Origin of the sequence: Pseudomonas sp. Sample_23 (genome assembly GCF_004307595.1) — a bacterium.
GTDB classification, from domain to species: Bacteria; Pseudomonadota; Gammaproteobacteria; order Pseudomonadales; family Pseudomonadaceae; genus Aquipseudomonas; species Aquipseudomonas atacamensis.
Genome location: NZ_RCNX01000017.1, coordinates 1 through 22115 on the forward strand (window position 1 = coordinate 1; position 22115 = coordinate 22115).

19 protein-coding genes and 1 riboswitch are annotated in these 22115 nt (G+C 60.9%); of the genes, 15 read left to right on the plus strand and 4 right to left on the minus strand.

Translation table 11 applies throughout. The features are described 5' to 3' along the window. Nucleotides 1-725 precede the first annotated feature (725 nt). A riboswitch (cobalamin riboswitch) is annotated at nucleotides 726-938 on the plus strand. Between the two features lie 98 nt (nucleotides 939-1036). The 5 genes from cobW to D8U82_RS03940 all read left to right on the plus strand — a co-directional run bounded on the left by cobW (nucleotide 1037) and on the right by D8U82_RS03940 (nucleotide 9770). Then, a complete protein-coding gene (cobW, locus tag D8U82_RS03920) occupies nucleotides 1037-2101 on the plus strand; it encodes a cobalamin biosynthesis protein CobW (protein ID WP_042610347.1) in 1065 nt (354 codons plus the stop codon). Nucleotides 2102-2104: 3 nt separating this feature from the next. Continuing rightward, nucleotides 2105-5953 (plus strand): cobaltochelatase subunit CobN, encoded by a 3849-nt coding sequence (cobN, locus tag D8U82_RS03925; RefSeq protein ID WP_130901681.1) that lies wholly within the window; start codon nucleotides 2105-2107, stop codon nucleotides 5951-5953. A gap of 224 nt (nucleotides 5954-6177) precedes the next feature. Beyond that, nucleotides 6178-7188 carry an AAA family ATPase gene (locus D8U82_RS03930; RefSeq protein WP_130901682.1) on the plus strand — a complete coding sequence of 337 codons (1011 nt, stop codon included), beginning with the start codon at nucleotides 6178-6180 and terminating at the stop codon, nucleotides 7186-7188. After that, a complete protein-coding gene (locus D8U82_RS03935; protein WP_130901691.1) occupies nucleotides 7161-7853 on the plus strand; it encodes a VWA domain-containing protein in 693 nt (230 codons plus the stop codon). The genes D8U82_RS03930 and D8U82_RS03935 overlap by 28 nt, the downstream gene beginning before the upstream one ends. A gap of 357 nt (nucleotides 7854-8210) precedes the next feature. Beyond that, nucleotides 8211-9770: a TerC family protein gene (locus tag D8U82_RS03940; protein ID WP_130901683.1), complete on the plus strand. Its 1560-nt coding sequence runs from the start codon at nucleotides 8211-8213 to the stop codon at nucleotides 9768-9770. A gap of 35 nt (nucleotides 9771-9805) precedes the next feature. Here the strand turns inward: D8U82_RS03940 and D8U82_RS03945 are convergent, their stop codons facing one another. Further along, nucleotides 9806-10882, minus strand: coding sequence for a GGDEF domain-containing protein (locus tag D8U82_RS03945; protein ID WP_130901684.1), 1077 nt, complete (start codon nucleotides 10880-10882; stop codon nucleotides 9806-9808). Nucleotides 10883-10997: 115 nt separating this feature from the next. After that, nucleotides 10998-11429, minus strand: a complete 432-nt coding sequence (locus D8U82_RS03950; protein WP_130901685.1) for a thioredoxin family protein — start codon at nucleotides 11427-11429, stop codon at nucleotides 10998-11000. A gap of 248 nt (nucleotides 11430-11677) precedes the next feature. Between D8U82_RS03950 and D8U82_RS03955 the strand changes: the two genes are divergently transcribed. The 10 genes from D8U82_RS03955 (at nucleotide 11678) to D8U82_RS04000 (ending at nucleotide 19153) form a co-directional block, all read left to right on the plus strand. Then, nucleotides 11678-11926 (plus strand): type II toxin-antitoxin system Phd/YefM family antitoxin, encoded by a 249-nt coding sequence (locus D8U82_RS03955; protein ID WP_130901686.1) that lies wholly within the window; start codon nucleotides 11678-11680, stop codon nucleotides 11924-11926. Continuing rightward, the gene (locus D8U82_RS03960; RefSeq protein ID WP_130901687.1) at nucleotides 11916-12197 is read left to right on the plus strand and encodes a type II toxin-antitoxin system RelE/ParE family toxin; all 282 of its coding nucleotides are present in this window, start codon (nucleotides 11916-11918) and stop codon (nucleotides 12195-12197) included. Before D8U82_RS03955 ends, D8U82_RS03960 begins: the two co-directional genes overlap by 11 nt. Nucleotides 12198-12478: 281 nt before the next feature. Further along, nucleotides 12479-13327 (plus strand): transporter substrate-binding domain-containing protein, encoded by an 849-nt coding sequence (locus D8U82_RS03965; RefSeq protein ID WP_125916108.1) that lies wholly within the window; start codon nucleotides 12479-12481, stop codon nucleotides 13325-13327. A 51-nt stretch (nucleotides 13328-13378) separates the two neighbouring features. Next, nucleotides 13379-14041 (plus strand): amino acid ABC transporter permease, encoded by a 663-nt coding sequence (locus tag D8U82_RS03970; protein ID WP_024012746.1) that lies wholly within the window; start codon nucleotides 13379-13381, stop codon nucleotides 14039-14041. 9 nt (nucleotides 14042-14050) lie between these two features. Then, nucleotides 14051-14713 carry an amino acid ABC transporter permease gene (locus D8U82_RS03975; RefSeq protein ID WP_024012747.1) on the plus strand — a complete coding sequence of 221 codons (663 nt, stop codon included), beginning with the start codon at nucleotides 14051-14053 and terminating at the stop codon, nucleotides 14711-14713. Beyond that, a complete protein-coding gene (locus D8U82_RS03980) occupies nucleotides 14710-15501 on the plus strand; it encodes an amino acid ABC transporter ATP-binding protein (protein WP_130901688.1) in 792 nt (263 codons plus the stop codon). Before D8U82_RS03975 ends, D8U82_RS03980 begins: the two co-directional genes overlap by 4 nt. A gap of 31 nt (nucleotides 15502-15532) precedes the next feature. Then, the gene (locus tag D8U82_RS03985; protein WP_016774497.1) at nucleotides 15533-15922 is read left to right on the plus strand and encodes a RidA family protein; all 390 of its coding nucleotides are present in this window, start codon (nucleotides 15533-15535) and stop codon (nucleotides 15920-15922) included. Nucleotides 15923-16080: 158 nt separating this feature from the next. After that, a complete protein-coding gene (locus D8U82_RS03990; RefSeq protein WP_130901692.1) occupies nucleotides 16081-16845 on the plus strand; it encodes an IclR family transcriptional regulator in 765 nt (254 codons plus the stop codon). Between the two features lie 38 nt (nucleotides 16846-16883). Next, entirely contained in the window at nucleotides 16884-18098 is a 1215-nt protein-coding gene (locus tag D8U82_RS03995; RefSeq protein WP_130901689.1) for an amino acid deaminase, read from the plus strand. Between the two features lie 134 nt (nucleotides 18099-18232). Further along, a complete protein-coding gene (locus tag D8U82_RS04000; protein ID WP_125926822.1) occupies nucleotides 18233-19153 on the plus strand; it encodes a sugar kinase in 921 nt (306 codons plus the stop codon). A gap of 116 nt (nucleotides 19154-19269) precedes the next feature. Here the strand turns inward: D8U82_RS04000 and D8U82_RS04005 are convergent, their stop codons facing one another. Further along, a complete protein-coding gene (locus D8U82_RS04005) occupies nucleotides 19270-19545 on the minus strand; it encodes a peptidylprolyl isomerase (protein ID WP_125926821.1) in 276 nt (91 codons plus the stop codon). A gap of 40 nt (nucleotides 19546-19585) precedes the next feature. Beyond that, nucleotides 19586-22115 (minus strand): PAS domain-containing protein (locus D8U82_RS04010; protein WP_130901690.1); only part of this gene is annotated, 2530 nt, incomplete at its 5' end.

The following is a 22115-nucleotide window of genomic DNA, read 5'->3' on the forward strand; positions in this document are numbered from 1 at the left end:
GACTCACTTTTTTTACAAACGCCTAAAAAAAGTAAGCAAAAAAACGCTTGCTCCTACGTTCGGCCCTCGCAGGCTCGGGTTCCTTCGCTGCGGGACTGATCCGGGCGCAGCGGCTACGGTTTGCTTCGCTGCACCTCCTTCCGCTGTGTTCGACTTCGTCGAACGGTCGCTGCGCTCCCACGCCCGGATCAATCCCTCCACTCAGCCTTCCGACGTCGCCGGTGGATCAAGATCAAGAGCACTCGAGCTAACGCTCATTGTTGAGTGGTGAAAAGCGTGTGGTCTGCTTTGGATCTGTGTTGGATTCGCCCCTCACCCCAGCCCTCTCCCGAGGGAGAGGGAGCCGATTTGCGGGCTTTTCAGAATCTGCATTCGACTCGATATCGCAAGTCGGCGTATTTCGCCTAAACACCTCGGTCAGTCCCCTCTCCCTCGGGGAGAGGGCTAGGGTGAGGGGCTCTAGATCTGGCTTTTGCTTTGGCTTTGATCTTTTGCCCCTTCAGCAGGCTGCGCCCGGATCGGTCCCGTAACGAAGGTACCCCGAGCCCCAGCGAGCGGGCCGTGCGCCGGGGCAAAGCCTTTTGGTTTCTTTTTGCTGTGCCGGCACTCCGGCGTTTGAAAAAGGGACTCGCTGTAAGAGCAAAACCTTAAGAAGCCGTTACCGCAGCAACGGATATACCCCCAGTTTCAGACTCACCGACCATTGACCGACGACGGACCCATGCGTAGCCTTGCGCTTTCGAGGTTCTTCGGCACTCGCCGAAGCTAAGAAGGGAACGCGGTCAAAGCCGCGGCTGCCCCCGCAACTGTGAACGGTGATGTTCGTTGCCACGCCACTGCCAGCTCAACCGATGAGCCAGCGGGAAGGCGCAATGGACGCCAGGTCTCGCGCCTGAACGCCGTCAGCCAGGAGACCTGCCTCGTCACAGATTCTCACTACAACCGGGCGGGGTGATCCGGTGGCGAATGCTTCCGGCGTGCATGCGCGCTGCCGGTTCTCGTCCCGTATGCCCGCCGCTTGCCAAAGGGCATACCGATGAAAACACTGGCCAAACTCCCCGTCACCATCGTCACCGGTTTCCTCGGTTCAGGCAAAACCACGCTGCTGCGGCACATGCTCGACAACGCTCAGGGCCGGCGCATCGCGGTGATCGTCAACGAGTTTGGCGAGCTCGGCATCGACGGTGAGATCCTCAAGCAATGCACCATCGGCTGCACCGAAGAAGAGGCCAGCGGCCGCGTATATGAGCTGGCCAACGGCTGCCTGTGCTGCACGGTGCAGGAAGAATTCTTCCCGGTAATGCGCGAACTGGTTGCCCGTCGCGGCGATCTCGACCACATCCTTATTGAAACCTCGGGCCTGGCCCTGCCAAAACCGCTGGTGCAGGCCTTCCAGTGGCCGGAAATCCGTAGCGCCTGCACCGTTGACGCGGTGATCACCGTGGTCGACAGCCCGGCCGTCGCTGCTGGCACCTTCGCAGCGTTCCCGGATCAGGTCGATGCCCAGCGCAAACTCGATCCGAACCTTGATCACGAGTCGCCGCTGCACGAATTGTTCGCCGATCAACTGGCCAGTGCTGACCTGGTCATCCTCAACAAGGCCGACCAGACCAGCCCGGAAGATCTCGCACGGGTGCGCGCTGAAGTCGCCGAAGAGCTGCCGCCAGCGGTAAAAATCATCGAAGCCAGCAATGGCCGCCTGCCGCTCGACGTGCTGATCGGCCTCGGTGCCGGCTCCGAGGAGCACATCGACAGCCGCCACAGTCACCACGATCACCACCATGACGGTGATGACGACGATCACGATCACGACGCGTTCGATTCGATCTCAATCGAACTGCCGCAAGCCGATGAAAGCCTGCTGCTCGACGCGCTGACGCAACTCGTGGTGCAACACGGCATTCTGCGCGTGAAAGGCTTCGCGGCGATTCCGAACAAGCCGATGCGCCTGTTGATCCAGGGTGTGGGCACGCGTTTCGACAAGCATTTCGACCGTCAGTGGGGCGCCGAAGAAGCGCGCGTCACGCGTCTGGTGCTGATCGGTCAGGAACTCGATGCCGCACAACTCGAAGCGCAATTGCGCGCTGCGCTCAGCGTTTAAACCATGCACCTGCTCAGGACCCAGCCCGGCGGATTCGTCTCGGACGACAACATTGCCGATCTCGGACAAACCCCCGCCGAGCTGGTGATCCTGTGCAGCGGCGATTCCAGCCTGGCGCTGCTCGCCGAGGCTGCGCAGCAATTGCCCGATGACTACCCGAGCCTGCGTCTGGCCAACCCGATGCAGGTGCAGAATCATGCCTCGGTCGATCTGTATGTCGACGAAGTGCTGCGCCACGCCAAGGTCATTCTGATCTCGCTGCACGGCGGCATCGCCTATTGGCGCTATGGCGTCGAGCGGCTGGTCGAGTTGTCGGAACGCGGCGTGCAACTGATTCTGGTGCCCGGCGATGACCGTCCGGACCCCGAGCTCAGCGACTTGAGCACGGTCAGCGCCGAAGTACGCGATCGACTCTGGCAATTTCTGCGTCAGGGCGGCATGGGCAATGCACTGGATTTCTTCCGTTGCCTGGGCAACCAATGGTTTGCCCGCGATTACCCGTGGAGCGAGCCGCAAACCCTGCCGCGCACGGCGATTTATCACCCACAGAAAAACAGCGCTGCCCTGAGCGACTGGCAAGCCGAATGGCTACCCGGTCAACCGGTGGCGGCGCTGTTGTTTTATCGCTCGCATTTGCAGGCGGCGAACACGGCGTTCATTGATGTGTTCTGTCAGCGTTTGCGGGCAGCCGGGCTCAATCCGCTGCCGATCGCGGTGGCCAGTCTGAAAGAACCCGGTTGCTTGTCTGTGGTCGAGGACTGGCTGGATGAAGTCGAGGCGGGGGTGATTCTCAATACCACCGGTTTTGCCCAGTCCAGCCCCGAAGCGCCGCATCTGCGGCCGTTTCGCCGCAACATCCCAGTGATTCAAGCCATCTGCGCTCAGGACAACGAACCCGGCTGGCGCGACAGCGAACAGGGCCTCGGGCCGCGTGATCTGGCGATGCACATTGCTTTGCCGGAGCTTGACGGGCGCATCATCAGCCGACCGATCAGCTTCAAGGATCTGGCCTGGCGCAGCGAGCGCAGTCAGTCCGATGTGGTCTGCTATCGCGCCCAGCCCGAACGCATGGATTTCGTCGCCGAACTGGCGCGGCGCTGGGTTGATCTGGCGCGCGTGGCCAATGGCAAAAAACGCATCGCGCTGATCCTCGCCAACTATCCGACCCGCGACGGCCGCATCGGCAACGGTGTCGGCCTCGATACGCCAGCGGCGGCGCTGAACATCCTGTGCGCGTTGCGCGAAGAGGGTTATCCGATCACGGCCGAGTTGCCCGAGAGCGGCACCGAACTGATCCAGCAACTGCTCGGCGGTGTCAGCAACGACCTCGATAGTCTCGACCTGCGCCCGTGCCAGCAGAGCCTGGCGATGGATGATTACCTGGCGATGTTCAACGCGTTGCCGGAGGCGAATCGCGCGGCGGTGATGGAGCGTTGGGGGGCGCCGCAAAACGATCCGATGTGCCGCGACGGTCGCCTGATGATCGCCGGTCTGCGTTTCGGTCTGACCTTTGTCGGCATCCAGCCGGCCCGGGGTTATCAGGTCGATCCGAGCGCGGTGTATCACGACCCGGATCTGGTCCCGCCGCACGGCTATCTGGCGTTCTATTTCTGGTTGCGCAACACCTACGGGGCCCACGGCGTGATCCACGTCGGCAAGCATGGCAATCTCGAATGGTTGCCGGGCAAAGGCGTCGGCCTTTCGGAGAATTGCTGGCCGGACGCGCTGCTAGGGCCGCTGCCGAATATCTATCCGTTTATCGTCAACGATCCGGGCGAGGGCGCTCAGGCCAAACGCCGCACGCAAGCGGTGATCATCGACCACCTGATGCCGCCACTGACCCGCGCCGAAACCTACGGGCCGCTGCGCAATCTGGAGCTGCTGGCCGACGAGTATTACGAGGCGCAACTGCTAGATCCGCGCCGTGCCCGCGAGTTGCAACGCGACATTCTGCAATTGGTGCGTGACACGCAGATCGACCGCGAGCTGCAACTGGACGCAGCGCTGGACAGCGATGCCGATGCGGCGATCTGGCTGCCGCGTCTGGACACTTATCTGTGCGACCTCAAGGAATCGCAGATTCGCGATGGGTTGCACATTTTCGGCGAATCGCCGAGCGGGCGCTTGCGTATCGACACCTTGCTGGCATTGCTGCGCATCCCGCGCGGTGACGGCAAGGGCGCGCAGTCGAGTCTGCTGCGAGCACTGGCCAAAGCGTTTGATCTCGGTTTTGATCCGCTGGATTGCGCCTTGGCCGATGCCTGGAGTGGCCCGCGTCCGACCGAGTTGCAGACCATCAGCGAAGAAGTCTGGCGCACCGCCGGCGACACCCGCGAACGCCTCGAACTCTTCGCTGCAGACCTGATCTCCCAAGCACTGAATGTCCCCTGTGGAAGCGAGCCTGCTCGCGAAAGCGGTGTGTCAGTAAAATATCAGTTGTCTGACCCGACGCCTTCGCGAACAGGCTCGCTCCCAAAAGGGCCGGGGTGGGCTGAGGTAGATTCGATACTCGAGCATCTGCGCGTAGTCGTCGCCCCGCGCCTCGATGCTTGCGGCCCGGCCGAAATGCGCGGTCTGCTTGACGCCCTCAGCGGTCGTTTCCTCCCCGCCGGCCCCAGCGGCGCACCCAGCCGTGGTCGCCTCGACGTGCTGCCCACCGGTCGTAATTTCTATTCGGTGGACGTGCGCAATCTGCCGACCACCACCGCGTGGCGCATCGGATTCCAGTCGGCGACGCTTATCCTCGAACGGCATCTGCAGGACCACGGCGATCACTTGCGCCAACTCGGCTTGTCCGTGTGGGGCACCGCAACCATGCGCACCGGCGGCGACGACATCGCTCAGGCCATGGCGTTGATGGGCGTGCGTCCGGTCTGGGCCACGGGCAGTCAGCGCGTGGATGATTTCGAGATTCTGCCGCTGAGTCTGCTCGATCGTCCAAGAGTCGACGTGACGCTGCGGGTTTCGGGGTTTTTCCGTGATGCGTTTGCAAATCTCATCCGCCTGTTCGACGCCGCCGTGCAAGCGGTGGCCGCGCTGGACGAGCCGGACGACTTGAATCCGCTGGCCGCCAAGGTGCGCGCCGAACGCCAGGCGCTGTTGCAGTCGGGCGTCGATGAAGATACCGCGCGGCGTCAGGCCGGGTGGCGCATCTTCGGCGCGAAACCGGGGGCGTATGGCGCCGGGGTGCAAGGCGCGATCGATGGCCGTCTGTGGCAGAGCCGCGAAGACCTCGCCGAGGTCTACCTGAACTGGGGCGCCTACGCTTACGGCGGCGCCGACGAGGGCACGGCTGCCCGCGAGCAGTTCAGTCAGCGTCTGAGCCAGGTGCAGGCAGTTCTGCAGAACCAGGACAACCGCGAGCATGACTTGCTCGATTCCAACGATTACTACCAGTTCCAGGGCGGCATGCTCGCTGCGGTGGAGACGCTGCGTGGCGAAGCGGCGGCCAGTTATCACGGCGATCACAGCCAGCCGGATCTGCCGAAGATTCGTACCCTGAAGGAAGAGTTGAACCGCGTGGTGCGCTCGCGCGCGGCGAATCCGAAGTGGATCGACGGAATCAAGCGTCACGGCTACAAAGGCGCGTTCGAACTGGCGGCGACGGTTGATAATGTGTTCGCCTTCGATGCGACTACGCAGTTGATCGATGACCATCAATATGCGTTGCTGGCGGAGGCATATTTGCTTGATCCGGCGACCCGGGATTTTGTTCGTGAGCATAATCCCCACGCGTTGCGCGACATGACCGAACGCATGCTCGAAGCGCAGCAGCGCGGGATGTGGCAGGAGCCTGGGGCTTATAAAGAGGCGCTGGAGAATTTGCTGTTGGATATCGAGGAAGATATGTAGCCGCTAAAAAGCTACCCTCACCCCAGCCCTCTCCCGGAGGGAGAGGGAGCCGATTTGTGTTGGTTTTGAGGCCTGAGTTCAACTCGATAATTCAGGTCGGCGCAACTTGCAAGAACACCCAGATCAGTTCCCTCTCCCTCTGGGAGAGGGTTAGGGTGAGGGCCACCCAACTGACACGCCACTAAAACTCAAGCACACCAAAGACCACGAAAGGGAAAACCCAAATGACCGACACCCCGCATTTCCCACTCTCCGCCGTGGTCGGCGCCGATGACCTGAAGCTCGCCCTGTGCCTGACCGCCATCGACCCGAAAATCGGCGGCGTACTCATCGAAGGTCCGCGCGGCATGGCCAAGTCGACGCTGGCGCGGGGCCTGGCGGATCTGCTCGCCAGCGGCCAGTTTGTCACTTTGCCGTTGGGCGCTACCGAAGAGCGGCTGGTCGGCACCCTCGATCTCGATGCTGCCCTCAGCGACGGTCGCGCGCAGTTCTCGCCCGGTGTTCTGGCCAAGGCTGACGGTGGCGTGCTCTATGTCGATGAGGTCAATCTGCTGCCCGATCACTTGGTCGACCTGCTGCTCGATGTCGCTGCCAGCGGTACCAACCTGATCGAGCGCGACGGCATTTCCCATCGGCATTCGGCGAAATTCGTTCTGATCGGCACCATGAACCCGGAAGAGGGCGAGCTGCGGCCGCAACTGCTTGACCGCTTCGGCTTGAACGTTGCCCTCAGCGGCCACACCGCGCCCGCCGAACGCGGACAGATCATTCGCCGGCGGCTGGATTTCGACAGCGATCCACAAGGGTTCTGCGCGCAGTGGGCGAGCGAGCAACACATCCTGCGTTCGCGCTGTGAAAGCGCGCGCGAGCGCCTGGTAGCCATCCCGCTGGATGACGCGGCATTGGCGTTGATTACCGAGCGTTGTTTCGCTGCTGGCGTCGATGGCTTGCGTGCCGATCTGGTCTGGTTGCGCGCGGCCCGCGCCCATGCCGCGTGGCGTGGGGCGGATGCGATTGCTGAAGAGGACATCGACGCGGTGGCCGAATTTGCCCTGCGCCATCGCCGTCGCGAGCAGCCCTTGGCCGGCGCGGAGCCACAAGCGCAATCTCCGTCAGGCGCAGACAGCAAGCCCAGCGAAGGGCAGGGCCAGTGGGGCGAGATGCCGGCAACGGCGCAAGCCACCGGTGCCCGCCGCGACGTTCCGAGCTGGCCGCCACTGGCAAAAAAGCCCTAGGCATTCGCCCCCGGTCCGACGCGGGGGCGAATGCCAGACCCCGTGCCGGACAACTCGACAATGGCCGCCAGGGCCAGCGGCATGGGGCCGGCAGCGGATCGGTGAACTGGCCTGGCACGCTGCTCAATGGCCGCCCCCAGCGCCGCGCCGATCTGCTGTTTCAACAGCGCACCCGCTCGCCCCATGAAATCTGGCTGGTGATCGTCGATGCGTCGGCCTCGACCCGTCGCCATCAGGCTTTGAGCGATGCCAAGGGCCTGCTCGCGCAGCTGTTCGACGATGCTTATCGCCAGCGGGCCCGGCTGGCGTTGCTGACCGCCAGTGGTTCTGCGCCGAAATGGCAGGTGCAAGGCTTGATGGCCTCAAGCGGCCTGCGCGTCTGGCTCGACGGTTTGGGCGCCGGTGGCGGCACGCCGTTGCTCGCGGCACTGGCGCAGGCGCAGCAATGGCTGACGGTTAGACGCAAGCGCTTTTCTGCCGAACAGCAACGCTGCCTGATCGTGACCGATGGTCGCGTGAAAGAACTGTCGGCGTTGCCAGTGCTGGCGTGTCCGGGATTGCTGATCGACATTGAGCGCGGGCCGATTCGACTGGGCCGGGCGAAGGATCTGGCGACCGCGCTGCAAGCGCAGTATCAGCATATCGATGAGCTGGATTTGCGCTGAAATCCGCCGCACCGCTCGCACCCTGTGGGAGCGAGCCTGCTCGCGAAGGCGTCTTCAGCAACGCTGAAAATCTTCGGTTACATTGATTCGTACAGATTTTGAAATGATTTGCCGCTGTAGAACAGGCCGGTCGACGCTGTACGCTCGAAGGCCATTTTTCATTCAGGATCTACATGAACACCCTCTCGGAGCCTCCCAGTCAGCACTCTCCAGCACGCCTTCGCGCGGTCTTGATCCTTTCGCAGCACCCCGTCTTCCGACTACCGACTATGGTTGATAACGCGGCTCTTGAGCTTTCGCGTTGCACTTCGCCGTGTCCGGCCGCCTGAATTCACTGAAGAGAGATCGAGACGTTTTATGGAATGGTTAGCGGATCCCACAGCCTGGTTAGGCCTGTTGACTCTGATCGTGCTGGAACTGGTACTGGGTATCGACAACCTGGTGTTCATCGCAATTCTTGCCGACAAACTGCCGCCGCATCAGCGCGATCGCGCGCGGATCATCGGCCTGTCGCTGGCGTTGATCATGCGCCTGGGCCTGTTGGCGTGCATTTCCTGGCTGGTTACGCTCACGCAGCCGTTGTTCGAGGTGTTCGACAAGAGCTTCTCCGGCCGCGACCTGATCATGCTGTTCGGTGGCGTGTTCCTGTTGTTCAAGGCGACGATGGAGTTGCATGAGCGCCTCGAAGGCCATGTCGGCGAGCGCTCGACCAACACAACCTACGCGCTGTTCTGGCCAATCGTGGCGCAGATTGTAGTGCTCGACGCGGTGTTCTCCCTCGACGCGGTGATTACCGCCGTGGGCATGGTCGATGAACTGGCGGTGATGATGATCGCCGTGATCATTTCCATCGGCCTGATGATCGTTGCCAGCAAGCCGCTGACCCGCTTCGTCAACGCACATCCGACCGTGATCATGCTGTGTCTGGGCTTCCTGATGATGATCGGTTTTGCCCTGACCGCCGAAGGTCTGGGCTTCCATATCCCGAAAGGTTACCTGTACGCCGCCATCGGTTTCTCGATCCTCATCGAAGTCTTCAACCAGATCGCCCGGGCTCGGCGCAAACGTTCGATGCAGGGCGTGCGCCCGATGCGCGAGCGCACAGCCCATGCGGTGATGCGTCTGCTCGGTGGCCGCAAGCTGGCGGCGGAGGAGGTTGGTGAGGAAATCTCCGACCTTCTGGACAACGGTGAAGCGCCGGTGGCCGAGCTGTTCGACCGTCGTGAGCGGGTGATGATCAGCGGTGTGCTGCAACTGGCGGAGCGGCCGATTCGCAACCTGATGACGGTGCGCGCCGACGTTGACCTGATTGATCTTGCGGATGACGCCGAAACCATTCGCACGAAGTTGATGCATTCGTCGTATTCACGCTTGCCGCTGATTCGCGATGGCGCGGTGGACGAGCCGCTTGGCTTCGTACACAAGAAGGAATTGCTCAAGGAGTATCTGGCCGGCAATGAGCCGAACCTGGAGCATCTGGCACGCAAGACCGTCAATCTGCTCGACAGTTACTCGATCCTCAATGCCCTGGAGCAGATGCGCGCGGCATCGACGCACATCGCTTTCGTGGTCAATGAGTTTGGCGATTTCGTCGGCGTATTGACCATGACCGACATCCTCGAATCGATCGCCGGTGAGTTGCCCGATGCCAGTGAAATCGAAGGCCCTGATGTGGTCGAAGAGCGCGGCGGGTTTCTGGTCAGCGGCGCGCTGCCCTTGGCTCGCGTTCGCCAGCGTACCGGCTTCGATGCCGAGCCGACCGAGGATTATCAGACCATGGCCGGGTTGGTCATGAGTCTGCTGGATCGGTTGCCGATGACCGGCGATCGACTGGAATACGAGGGCTGGCAACTGACCGTCAAAGCGGTAGAAGAACGGCGGGTGACGCGGGTGTTGCTGGAGCGTGAGGTGGCTTGAGCATTCGCGGAATGGTGCAGCGGTCGCTGCGCTTGTTACTGATGAAACGTAAAGCGGTCCTTGCCCGTATGCTTTGATGCGTACAACGCCGCATCCGCCTTGATCAGCGCCTGATTCAACGAGTCACCCTCAGCCACCCGGGTAATGCCGATGCTGATGGTGACCGGGTGCTGGGTGGGCTGTTCACGCACTGATTGGCACAGTTGCGTGGCAAGGCTTTCAACATCCTCGCGCCGCACTCCCGCCAGATAGATCGCGAACTCCTCACCGCCCATACGCGCGTAGTCAAACGCAATCATCACTGCCTTGATATCGGCTGCGACGCGAATGAGCACCTCATCACCGATGTCATGCCCGTAGGTGTCGTTGACCCTCTTGAAGTTGTCGATGTCGATCATCATCAGGTAATGATCGCGCTCGCGCGGGCTTGCCAGCAGCCGTTGCCCTGCGTGGGTCATGAATGAGCGTCGGTTGGGAATCTGCGTCAGCGGGTCGTTATAGGCCTGATCCAGCAGCAACCGCGACATCAGGTAGTTGTTCAGCTTCGCCTCGCGGAATTTCAAAAAGGTGTACACCGTGAGCGCGCAGAGGAACACGCTGTAGCAGGCAGTCAGAACGCCGCGCAGTTCAGTGATTTCGGTAGTGGTGGCGAGAAACGGGTTGAGGATCACCCAGATCACAACTTGTACCGCAAAGAACGCCCAGCGCCGCAGCGGCAGTACCGACACGCTGTACAACATGCTCGCTGCTGCCAGGACCAGCCATAAGCTGTGCGAAGCAGGCGCGAGGCCGTCGACGATCATTCGCACACCGACGGTCAATCCCAGGACCAGCAACAGGGTGAGCACATCGAAATGGCTAGCCCTGCGCGTAAAACCGAGCACCACCGTCAACAGCGCGAAACCAGCGAGAAACGCCATCGAGCGCCAGGTGAAGCCTTGATCGCCGAGAAAACTGACGATCAGATCAAACAGCAGCCACATGAAAATGCTGACCACATAGATCAACAGGCTGAACGGTTTGAGCCGTTCGAACTCGCGCTGGAGAAACTCTTCCCTCAACTCGTTAGACGCGGTTTCCTTCAACGCTTGCGCTTCAATGGTTTCGAACATGCTTATCCCGCTGTCTGCGCCGATCCTGGCAACCACCCGAACCGGCGGGCCGCGCGCAATGTGTTCGCTCAACAGCAAAGCAGGCGGACCGCGGATTGTCCAATCCCGGTCGGGTTCAGCGCAGAAGCCGGTGGCGCGAACCAGTGACGGTGCGCAATGACCTGAGCGTGCGCCGCAGCCATGCCAGATCATGGTGAGGTTTGCGTGGCGTTGCGGGAGCCTTTGTCCTGCCGACATGCCGGGCCATATCCCTCGCCAGGCTTTCCTCGGTGCCGATACCTTTGAGCTTTTTCAGCAGTCTGCCGTTTTTATAGAACAGCACTGTTGGCGTGCCCGTGACGTTCGGGTGCTTGGGCGATTGGCTGGTGTTGAGCATATAGATGTTGGCGCGCAGTCGGTAAGGCTCGGCAATCTGCCGAAAGACCGGCCCGGCCCATTCGCAGGCGGGGCAGTGTTCATTGGCGAAATAAAGAATGACCGGACGCCAGGTTTTCAGGGCTTTGCGGTAAACCGGGTCCAGCGCGGAAGTAGTGTTTGTGGCGTTCATCGAAGGGTCCTTTTCAACGAGCGGGTAGGCACCTTGACGTTAAAGGAGCAGGGGCGTCGCGGTCTACTGTCAGAAATTACAGGTGGGCTGCGTAACCACGAGATTAATCGCACAAGAACGCCAGATAGACCTGACAACCAATGCGGGAACCTCACAAGAAACCGCGTGGTAACCTCAATGCATTGCGCCGAGCATCACTTGGAGTGCTATTTTGAGCACTAATCAGAGCACTTCAAGAGGCACAGTTCATGACGCACATTGTTCTTTCTCACGTCGTAGCGAGTATTTCCGAATTGAAAAAAAATCCTATGGGTACAGTGGCAGCTGGTGGAGGCCGGTCTGTGGCGATCCTTAATCGAAACGAACCGGCCTTCTACTGTGTTCCTGCCAAGGAATATGAAGCAATGATGGAGCGCCTGGAGGATCTGGAACTGATGGCCCTTTGCAAGGAGCGAGAAAACGATCCGACCATCAAGGTATCCATTGATGACCTATGAACTGGAATTTTCTGAAAAGGCTTGGAAGGAGTGGCGAAAGCTTGGGTCGGAGCTCAGAGAGCAGTTCAAAAATAAACTTGTTGAAAGGCTGGCAAATCCCCACGTTCCGGCGGCTCGTCTGAAAGGATTGAGTAACGCCTATAAAATCAAGCTTCGAAGCGCTGGATATCGGTTGGTCTATCGGGTCAGGGACGAGGTACTGGTCGTTACGGTGATAGCGGTTGGGAAACGGCAGGGTGGTGATGTGTACAGGCAGGCACTCAACCGCTGACACAGGTATTGCTCAACTGTAACCCTGATTCGCACCATCACGACGCCATCTGACCCAAGTTGGGAACGAACCACCCCTTTCATTAGTGATCGCAGGGACCTTTCTGCGTATTGGGTCGGACCGATCAATTGGTCCGCAAGTCCATATCTCCTTGATTAACAAAGCATTCAATACGACTACAGATTTCTCCTGATTCCTGTGGCACACTTTCTGCTGTCTATTCCGTAGTAACAAACCGTGTTCCGGTATAGCGGAATAAACACAATTCTGGAGTGCTTGCCATGCATCGCCGTCCTTCGTTGTTCAAAGCGTGTGTTTTTGTTCTTGCAGCTTCTTCCTCGGTCATGGGCCTGGCCCAGGCTGCCGACAGCAAGCTCGACAGTGTTCTTGCCCGTGGCAAGTTGATCGTGGGCACTGGCAGCACCAATGCGCCGTGGCACTTTCAGGGCGCGGACGGCAAGTTGCAGGGTTTTGATATCGACATCGCCAGGATCGTGGCCAAAGGGCTGTTCAACGACCCGAGCAAGGTCGAGTTCGTGGTGCAGTCGTCCGATGCGCGGATTCCCAATCTGCTCACCGACAAGGTCGACATGAGCTGCCAGTTCATCACCGTCACCGCCAGCCGTGCCCAGCAAGTCGCGTTCACCTTGCCGTACTACCGCGAAGGTGTTGGCCTGCTGTTGCCGAACAGCAGCAAGTACAAGGAAATCGAAGACCTGCAGGCGGCGGGCGATGACGTTACCGTTGCGGTGCTGCAGAACGTCTACGCCGAAGAACTGGTGCATCAGGCATTGCCCAAGGCCAAAGTCGATCAGTACGACAGCGTTGACCTGATGTACCAGGCCGTGAACTCCGGCCGCGCCGATGCCGCCGCCACCGATCAGTCGTCGGTCAAATACCTGATGGTGCAGAACCCTGGCCGCTACCGCAGCCCGAGCTATGCCTGGAGCCCGCAGACTTACGCCTGCGCCGTCAAACGTGGCGATCAGGACTGGCTGAACTTCGTCAACACAGCGCTGCATGAAGCCATGACCGGAGTTGAGTTCCCGACCTACGCCGCTTCGTTCAAACAATGGTTCGGTGTTGATCTGCCATCTCCAGCCATCGGTTTCCCAGTCGAATTCAAATGATCCCGTGAGAGTGGGGCGAGTCAAATCGCCCCGCTCAAGGTACTGCTGACCATGAACTATCAGTTGAACTTTGCCGCCGTGTGGCGCGATTTCGACACCTTGCTGGCGGGGCTCGGTCTGGGCTTGCAGCTGGCGCTGGTGTCGATCGCCATCGGCTGCGTGATCGGCCTGCTGATGGCGTTTGCCTTGCTGTCGAAGCACCGCGCCTTGCGGGTGCTGGCCTCGGTGTACGTCACGGTAGTGCGTAACACGCCGATCCTGGTGTTGATTCTGTTGATCTACTTCGCACTGCCCAGCCTTGGCATTCGTCTGGACAAGATTCCTTCGTTCATCATCACGCTGTCGCTGTATGCCGGCGCGTACCTGACCGAAGTCTTTCGTGGCGGCTTGCTGAGCATTCCGAAGGGTCAGCGCGAAGCCGGGCTGGCAATCGGTCTCGGTGAATGGCAGGTCAAGGCTTACGTCACCGTGCCAGTGATGCTGCGCAATGTGCTGCCGGCGCTGTCGAACAACTTCATTTCGCTGTTCAAGGACACTTCGCTGGCGGCTGCGATTGCGGTGCCGGAGCTGACCTATTACGCGCGCAAGATCAACGTCGAAAGCTACCGGGTGATCGAAACCTGGCTGGTGACCACGGCGTTATATGTCGCGGCCTGTTACCTCATTGCCATGCTGCTGCGTTACCTCGAGCAGCGTCTGGCGATCCGCCGATAGGAGGCAGCGATGTACGAATCTCCCAGTTGGTTGCATGAATTGTGGGTCGCGCGCGAGCCGTTGTGGCAGGGCTTTCTGACCAGTGTGCAGGTCTCGGCGCTGGCCATTGTGTTGGGCACCTTGCTCGGCGTGGTTGCCGGCCTGGTCCTGACTTACGGCAGATTCTGGATGCGTGCGCCGTTTCGGCTGTACGTCGATCTGATTCGCGGCACGCCGGTGTTTGTATTGGTGCTGGCCTGCTTTTATATGGCGCCGGCGCTCGGCTGGCAGATCAGCGCGTTTCAGGCCGGAGCCTTGGGCCTGACGCTGTTCTGCGGCTCGCACGTCGCCGAGATTGTCCGTGGTGCGCTGCAAGCCTTGCCGCGCGGGCAGATGGAGGCGGGGAAAGCCATCGGCCTGACGTTCTACCAATCCCTCGGCTACGTGCTGTTGCCTCAGGCGCTGCGGCAGATTTTGCCGACCTGGGTCAACTCGTCCACCGAAATCGTCAAAGCGTCGACCTTGCTCTCGGTGATCGGCGTCGCCGAATTGCTGCTCAGCACGCAACAGATCATCGCCCGGAACTTCATGACCCTGGAGTTCTACCTGTTCGCCGGTTTTCTGTTCTTCGTCATCAACTACGGCATCGAATTACTCGGCCGGCACATTGAAAAGCGGGTGGCCCTGCCATGACTCAAGCTCAAGTTGCTTCACAGGATCAGGCATTGCTGGACATTCGCGGCCTGCACAAACAGTACGGCACGGTGGAAGTGCTCAAGGGTGTCGACCTGAGCATGCAGCGCGGCAACGTCGTCACGCTGATCGGCTCCAGCGGTTCGGGCAAAACCACGCTGCTGCGTTGCGTGAACATGCTCGAAGAATTCCAGGGCGGGCAGATCCTGCTCGACGGCGAGTCCATCGGCTACGACGAGGTCAACGGTAAACGCGTGCGCCATGCGGAGAAGGTCATTGCCCGCCATCGTGCGATGACCGGCATGGCCTTCCAGCAATTCAACCTCTTCCCGCACCTGACCGCGTTGCAGAACGTCACCCTTGGCCTGCTCAAGGTGAAGAAGATGCACAGGGACGAAGCCGTGGTGCTCGCGGAAAAATGGCTGGAGCGCGTTGGCCTGCTGGAGCGGCGCAATCACTTTCCCGGTCAGTTGTCCGGCGGCCAGCAACAGCGCGTGGCGATTGCCCGAGCGATTGCGATGAACCCGAGCCTGATGCTCTTTGACGAAGTCACCTCGGCCCTCGACCCGGAATTGGTTGGCGAGGTGCTCAACGTGATCAAGGGGCTGGCCGAGGACGGCATGACTATGTTGCTGGTGACCCACGAAATGCGTTTCGCCTTCGAGGTTTCGGACAAGATCGTTTTCATGAATCAAGGGCGGATCGAAGAGCAGGGACCTCCCAAGGAACTGTTCGAACGCCCGCAATCGCCGCGTCTGGCGGAATTTCTCAAGAGCACGCGGTTTTGAATCTGTACTTTTGCAATCAGGAGAAACACCCATGAGCATTACGCGTTACGGCACCGGCAGCACCGCCGCCGGCGGCCAGCCTCGTCCATTCGCCCGCGCAGTTGAAGCGGATGGCTGGCTGCATGTGTCCGGCCAGGTACCGGCGGTGGATGGCGAGATCATCGTTGGTGGCATCGTCGAACAGACCCACCAGACCATGAAGAACCTGATCGCCATTCTCGAAGAGGCTGGTTATGGCCTTGAGGACGTGGTTCGCGCCGGCGTCTGGCTGGACGATCCACGGGATTTCAGCAGTTTCAACAAGGTCTTCGCCGAGTATTTCAAACCCGAACACGCCCCGGCGCGCGCCTGTGTGCAGGCGAGCATGATGGTTGATTGCAAGGTTGAGATTGACTGCATTGCCTACAAGAAGAAGGCCTGATACACGCCGATCGTTCCCACGCTCTGCGTGGGAATGCAGCCCGGGACGCTCTGCGTCCTAAAAGTGGACGCGGAGCGTCCGGTAAGGCATTCCCACGCGGAGCATGGGAACGATCATTGGCTGTAAACTCCCGGCGACTTTGAATGGAAACCACTGACATGACCGAAGACACCATCAAGCGCCGGGCACGCGGTCTGGACCGGGCGTTCGATATCCTCGATTTTCTCAAGGAAATCGGCCAGCCCCTGCGCCCCAACGACATCGCCAATGGCATCGGCAGTCCGAAGTCGACGGTCTACGAACTGGTCGCATCCTTGCTGGAGCGGCGAATTCTCGAGCCGGTGGGCAAGGATGGCCACGTCTACCTTGGCCGCCAGTTGTACTTCCTTGGTCAGGCGCATCTGCGCCATTTCGACCTCAGTCGCGAGGCCGATCACGCTTTGCAGGAGATCGTCAGCCAGACCCGCGAAACCGCGCAGATGTGCCTGCTCAACGGGCGCAAATACACCGTGGCGTTGATGAAAGAGGGCGAGCGGCATTTCCGCATTTCCTCCGATATTGGCGAAAACGCGCCGATCCCATGGACAGCTTCCGGACGCCTGCTGCTCGCCCATTTGAGCGATCAGCAGATCATCGACCTGATCGACGAAGACGACTACATCCTGCCCGACGGCGAACGCCTGCCACTGGACCGTTTTCTGGCGGAGATTCGTCAGGCCGGCAGCGATGGCTTCTTCTCCTTCGACAGCGTCGCCGACACCTTCACCCATTGCTTCGCCGCGCCGGTCAAAGACCGGCAGGGCGTGGCCATTTGCACGTTGTGCATCGTCGCCCCGCGCGCCGATGCGAAAAACAATTACGACGACTATCGCCGGGTGCTGATCGAGAGCGCCAACAGCCTCGCCCGGCGGATCAACGAATAACCGTGGCTGCCTGCGGCCGCGTCTGTGAGGATTGGACCATGACCACTGCCATCAACTCTGCCGTAGAAAAAGGCGACGCCGTCATCGGCGCGCAATTGACCCGCGACGTCAGCCTGCCGGCGCTGGTGCTGCACCGCGAGGCGCTGGAGCACAACATTCGCTGGATGCAGAAATTTGTCAGCGACAGCGGCGCCGAACTGGCGCCCCACGGCAAAACCAGCATGACCCCGGCACTGTTCAAACGACAGCTTGACGCCGGCGCTTGGGGAATCACCCTCGCCAGCGCCACCCAGGCCCGCGCGGCTTATGCCCACGGCGTGCGCCGGGTGTTGATGGCCAACCAGTTGGTCGGTACGCCGAACATGGCGTTGATTGCCGATCTGCTCGCCGATCCGACGTTCGATTTCCATTGCATGGTCGACCACCCGGACAACGTCGCCGACCTCGGGAGTTACTTCGCTTCGCGGGGAGTGAAGCTCAACGTGATGATCGAATACGGCGTGGTCGGCGGCCGTTGCGGTTGCCGCAGCGAGCAGGAAGTCATCGAGTTGGCCAAGGCCATCGATGCGCAACCGGCACTGGCCCTCACCGGTATTGAAGGTTACGAAGGCGTAATTCATGGCGATCATGCGGTCAGTGGCATTCGCGAATTCGCCGCGTCGCTGGTTCGTCTCGCGGTGCAGCTACAGGACAGCGGCGCCTTTGCCATCGCCAGACCGATCATCACAGCGTCGGGTTCGGCCTGGTACGACCTGATCGCCGAATCTTTCGAAACCCAGAACGCCGCTGGCCGCTTCCTCAGCGTGTTGCGCCCGGGCAGTTATGTCGCGCACGACCATGGCATCTACAAAGAGGCGCAGTGCTGCGTGCTCGACCGTCGCAGCGACCTGCACGAAGGCCTGCGCCCGGCGCTGGAAGTCTGGGCTCATGTGCAGTCGCTGCCGGAACCGGGTTTTGCGGTGATCGCCCTGGGCAAGCGCGATGTCGCCTTCGATGCCGGTTTGCCGGTGCCGTTGTTGCGCTACAAGGCCGGCGTGGTGCCGGCGGCGGGGGATGATATCGGCGCGTGCAAGGTCACCGCGGTGATGGATCAGCATGCGTTCATGACCGTAGCGCCGGGTGTCGAGTTGCGGGTCGGCGACATCATTTCCTTTGGTACTTCGCATCCATGCCTGACGTTTGACAAATGGCGTGTTGGGTTGCTGGTGGATGAGCAGATGGCGGTCATCGAGACCATGGAGACTTGTTTCTAAGGCTTGAGATTGCGTTGCGGCGGCTATTCGCGAGCAGGCTCGCTCCCACAAGATCAATGCGTTCCATTGTGGGAGCGAGCCTGCTCGCGAAGACGCCCGCTTAGCCTCCACTGAACCACCCGAGATCCCACCCGATGAAAATCCTCAGCAACACCCCGCGCATCGCCCTGATCGGCGAGTGCATGATCGAACTGCAACAACGAGCCGACGGCAGTCTGCAGCAAAGCTTCGGTGGCGATACCCTCAACACGGCGGTGTACCTGTCCCGTGCGCTGGGCGACAAGGCGCAAGTCGACTACGTCACCGCGCTGGGCGATGACAGTTTCAGCGACGCCATGTGCCAGATCTGGCGCAGCGAAGGCATCGGCCTCGATCTGGTGCAGCGTTTGCCCGGTCGGCTGCCCGGTCTGTACTGCATCCAGACCGACGCCAACGGCGAACGGCGTTTCCTGTACTGGCGCAACGAAGCGGCGGTACGCGATTGCTTCACCACCCCTGCGGCCGAGCCGATCCTCGCGGCGTTGCCGCACTACGACGTGCTGTATTTCAGTGGGATCACCCTCGCCGTACTCGGAATGCAAGGCCGCGCCCGACTGATCAAGACCCTGATTGAAGCCAGACAGCGCGGCGCACGCATCGTTTTCGACAACAACTACCGCCCACGCCTGTGGGCGTCGGTGGAAGAGGCGCGCGCGGCGTATCGCAGCGTCCTGCCTTATGTCGATCTGGCGCTGCTGACGGTGGATGACGAACAGGCGTTGTTCGGGTTTGCCGATTGCGCTGAGGTGTTTGCCACGTACGCACAGATCGGCACGCCGGAAGTGGTGCTCAAGCGCGGCGCCGAGGCGTGTCTGATTCGCTGCAATGGTGAGGCGTTTGAAGTGCCGGCGCACAAGGTTGATAAGGTTGTCGACACCACAGCGGCGGGGGATTCGTTCAGTGCGGCGTACCTGGCCAGGCGCTTGCTCGGCGGCAGTCCGGCAGAGGCGGCGCAAGCGGGACATGAATTGGCCAGTCGGGTGATACAGGTGCCTGGAGCGCTGATCCCCAGGTAATCAGAGAATGGCCGCTTGCTGCGCAATCGGTTCGCGAGCAGGCTCGCTCCCACAATGAAAACGCGGTCGACATGGGGGAGCGAGCCTGCTCGCGAAGAAGCCCGGCAGCCAGCCGATCAATCCCGATAAAACACCTGCACCAGGTGATAACCAAACTTGCTCTTGATCGGCCCATGCACGGTGCGCAGCGGTTTCCTGAAAATCACCGCATCAATTGCGCCGACCATCTGCCCCGGCCGCACTTCGCCCAAGTCGCCGCCGCGTTTGCCGGACGGGCAGGTGGAAAATTTCTTCGCCAGCACATCGAACGCTTCGCCCTTGGCAATGCGCTGTTTGAGTTGTTCGGCCTCTTCGGCGGTTTTCACCAGAATGTGGCGGGCTTGGGCTTTCATCGTGCAATACCTGATAACGGGGTGACAGCGGGGCGCGCGATTATGCCTCAAGTCGCGGGGTCGGGTTGCTCAACTTGCGAATCTTGCTCGCCAGCACTTCAAGGACAAAGGGCTTGGCGACCATGTCCATGCCCTCTTCAAGAAAGCCCTGGCGCTCGGCAGCAATCTGCGCGTAACCGGTCATGAACAGCACTTTAAGCCCCGGACGATGCTGCCGAGCAATCTCCGCCAACTGGCGCCCGTTCATGCCCGGCAGCCCGACATCGGTAACCAGCAGATCGACGCGTTGCACGGACTCGAGCACGGGCAGGGCGTTCGTGGCATTTTCCGCTTCGAAGGTGGTGTAGCCCAGTTCCTTGAGCAGATCGAGCACCAGCATGCGCACTGCCGGATCATCCTCGACCACAATCGCGGTCTCGCCTGAAGATGAAGCGGCAATCGGTTCGGCTTTCTCCACAGACGAGGATTCGGGCGTCGGCTCAAGCAAACGCGGCAAGTACAGACGTACACAAGTGCCTTGCCCCGGCACACTGTCGAGGCTGACATGGCCACCGGACTGCTGGGCGAAACCGTAGATCATCGACAGCCCCAGACCGGTACCCTGGCCGATCGGCTTGGTGGTAAAGAACGGATCGAACGCCTTGGAACGGATTGATGGGGTCATGCCGGTGCCGTTATCGCTGACCGCGAGCATCACGTATTCGCCGGCCTTCACGGGCTCGAGAATGGTGGTGTCGCTGCTGTCGAGATACACGTTCGCGGTCTGGATCAGCAACGTGCCGCCTTCGGGCATCGCATCGCGGGCATTGATCACCAGGTTGAGCAGGGCATTTTCCAGCTGGCTGACGTCGGTACTCACCGGCCACAAATCTTCGGGCAGGCGCAGTTGCAGCTCGATGGCATCGCCCTTGGTGCGGCGGATCAGGTCTTCCAGTGAATGCACCAGTTCATTGACGTGCAGTTGCTTGCGGTCCAGCGACTGGCGCCGCGAGAAGGCCAGCAAGCGATGCGTCAGCGCGGCCGCACGGTTGGCCGACGACACGGCCGCCTCGGTGAAGCGACCAATCTCATCGGCGCGACCGTTGGCGATGTAGCGCTGCATCAAGTCGAGGCTGCCGATGATGCCGGTGAGCATGTTGTTGAAGTCGTGGGCGATGCCGCCGGTGAGCTGGCCGACAGCTTCCATCTTCTGCGCGTGGCGCAAGGCGTCTTCGGCGCGCTCGCGTTCGAACATCTCGTTCTGCAAACGCTCGTTGGCCTGAGCCAGTTGCTCGGTGCGCGCGCTGACCCGCTCTTCGAGGGTCTCGTTGAGATTGCGCAGGGCTTCCTCGGTTTTCTTGCGCTCGGTTTCGTCGATGACAAAGATGTAGAAGCCATTCACTGCGCCGTCCGCGCCATGTCGCGGCAGATAATTCATGAGGGCATGACGGGTGCTGCCGTCGCGGTGCGGCGTGTAGAAACTGAAGGAGCAGGAGCGGCCGGCCAGTGCTTCGGCGATGTACGGCGCACGCAGGAAATACGCCTCTTCGCCGATGACTTCGCGGATCGTGCGCCCATACAACTCCTGCGGCGTCAGGCCGTACCAGTCCAGATAGGCTGCGTTGTTCAAGCGAAAGCGTTCTTCGGCGTCGACATAGCTGATCAGGATCGGCATGGCGTTGATGATCAACTGCAATTCGGTCTGGCTCTGACGCAGCGCCTGTTCCGTATGTTTGCGTTCGGTCAGGTCCAGCGCCGCGCCGAGAAAGCGCATCGGCCGACCATGATGATCCTTGTAGCAACGCCCGCGCGCGAACACCCAGCGCAGCGTGCCATCGGCCTGCAACAGGCGATATTCCTCGGCGTACTCGGTGCCATGGGTGATGCAGTACTTGATGCCGCGCGCGACCATGGCGCGGTCTTCGGGGTGCACCCCGTGCATGTATTCGCTGATCGGCAACTGCCCGGCCCTGGCCGGATCGACGCCGTGCAGTTCGGCGAAGTGCGCATCGGCGATGAAACGGTCTTCGCCAATGTCCCAATCCCAGGTGCCGACGGCGTCGGTGGCGGCGAGGGCCAGTTGCAGACGCTCCTCGGACTGGCGCTGGGCCTTGAGGCTTTCTTCGGAGCGACGCTGCAATTCCAGGGCAATGCGTCGGCGCTCGTTGGTTTCGATGGCGGTGATCAGTATCCCGGCCACCTGAGCGGTTTCATCGCGAATCGGGCTGTAGGTCAGATCCAGCCAGAAATCGGTTTTTTTGCCGTCCCGCTGCACGCTGAAACGCTGCTCGCTGAAGCTGCGCACCTGACCCTGCAGCACCGCTTGGTAAATCGGCTCGGCAAAATCCCGCACCTCTGGCCAGACCTCATGCGTCGGCTGCCCGAACGCTTCGGGATGCTTGCTGCCAGCGAGCAGGGCAAAGCCATTGTTGTAGATCTGCGTGAGTTGCGGCCCCCATAACAGCAGCATCGGCATCGGCGAATGAATCACGATGTCCACCGCCGTGCGCAGGCTCTGCGGCCAGGTGCCGGCGGCGCCCAGCGGGCTGCGGCTCCAGTCGGTGCGGGCAATCAGGGCCTGAGCGTCATCG

Coding starts and splice junctions, on each gene's coding strand:
- D8U82_RS03940 (WP_130901683.1), top strand. CDS start 8,211: ATGGAATGGTTAGCGGATCCCACAGCCTGGTTAGGCCTGTTGACTCTG.
- D8U82_RS03960 (WP_130901687.1), top strand. CDS start 11,916: ATGACCTATGAACTGGAATTTTCTGAAAAGGCTTGGAAGGAGTGGCGA.
- D8U82_RS03965 (WP_125916108.1), top strand. CDS start 12,479: ATGCATCGCCGTCCTTCGTTGTTCAAAGCGTGTGTTTTTGTTCTTGCA.
- D8U82_RS03995 (WP_130901689.1), top strand. CDS start 16,884: ATGACCACTGCCATCAACTCTGCCGTAGAAAAAGGCGACGCCGTCATC.
- D8U82_RS04000 (WP_125926822.1), top strand. CDS start 18,233: ATGAAAATCCTCAGCAACACCCCGCGCATCGCCCTGATCGGCGAGTGC.
- cobN (WP_130901681.1), top strand. CDS start 2,105: ATGCACCTGCTCAGGACCCAGCCCGGCGGATTCGTCTCGGACGACAAC.
- D8U82_RS03955 (WP_130901686.1), top strand. CDS start 11,678: ATGACGCACATTGTTCTTTCTCACGTCGTAGCGAGTATTTCCGAATTG.
- D8U82_RS03990 (WP_130901692.1), top strand. CDS start 16,081: ATGACCGAAGACACCATCAAGCGCCGGGCACGCGGTCTGGACCGGGCG.
- D8U82_RS04005 (WP_125926821.1), bottom strand. CDS start 19,545: ATGAAAGCCCAAGCCCGCCACATTCTGGTGAAAACCGCCGAAGAGGCC.
- cobW (WP_042610347.1), top strand. CDS start 1,037: ATGAAAACACTGGCCAAACTCCCCGTCACCATCGTCACCGGTTTCCTC.
- D8U82_RS03980 (WP_130901688.1), top strand. CDS start 14,710: ATGACTCAAGCTCAAGTTGCTTCACAGGATCAGGCATTGCTGGACATT.
- D8U82_RS03945 (WP_130901684.1), bottom strand. CDS start 10,882: ATGTTCGAAACCATTGAAGCGCAAGCGTTGAAGGAAACCGCGTCTAAC.
- D8U82_RS03970 (WP_024012746.1), top strand. CDS start 13,379: ATGAACTATCAGTTGAACTTTGCCGCCGTGTGGCGCGATTTCGACACC.
- D8U82_RS03950 (WP_130901685.1), bottom strand. CDS start 11,429: ATGAACGCCACAAACACTACTTCCGCGCTGGACCCGGTTTACCGCAAA.
- D8U82_RS03930 (WP_130901682.1), top strand. CDS start 6,178: ATGACCGACACCCCGCATTTCCCACTCTCCGCCGTGGTCGGCGCCGAT.
- D8U82_RS03975 (WP_024012747.1), top strand. CDS start 14,051: ATGTACGAATCTCCCAGTTGGTTGCATGAATTGTGGGTCGCGCGCGAG.
- D8U82_RS03985 (WP_016774497.1), top strand. CDS start 15,533: ATGAGCATTACGCGTTACGGCACCGGCAGCACCGCCGCCGGCGGCCAG.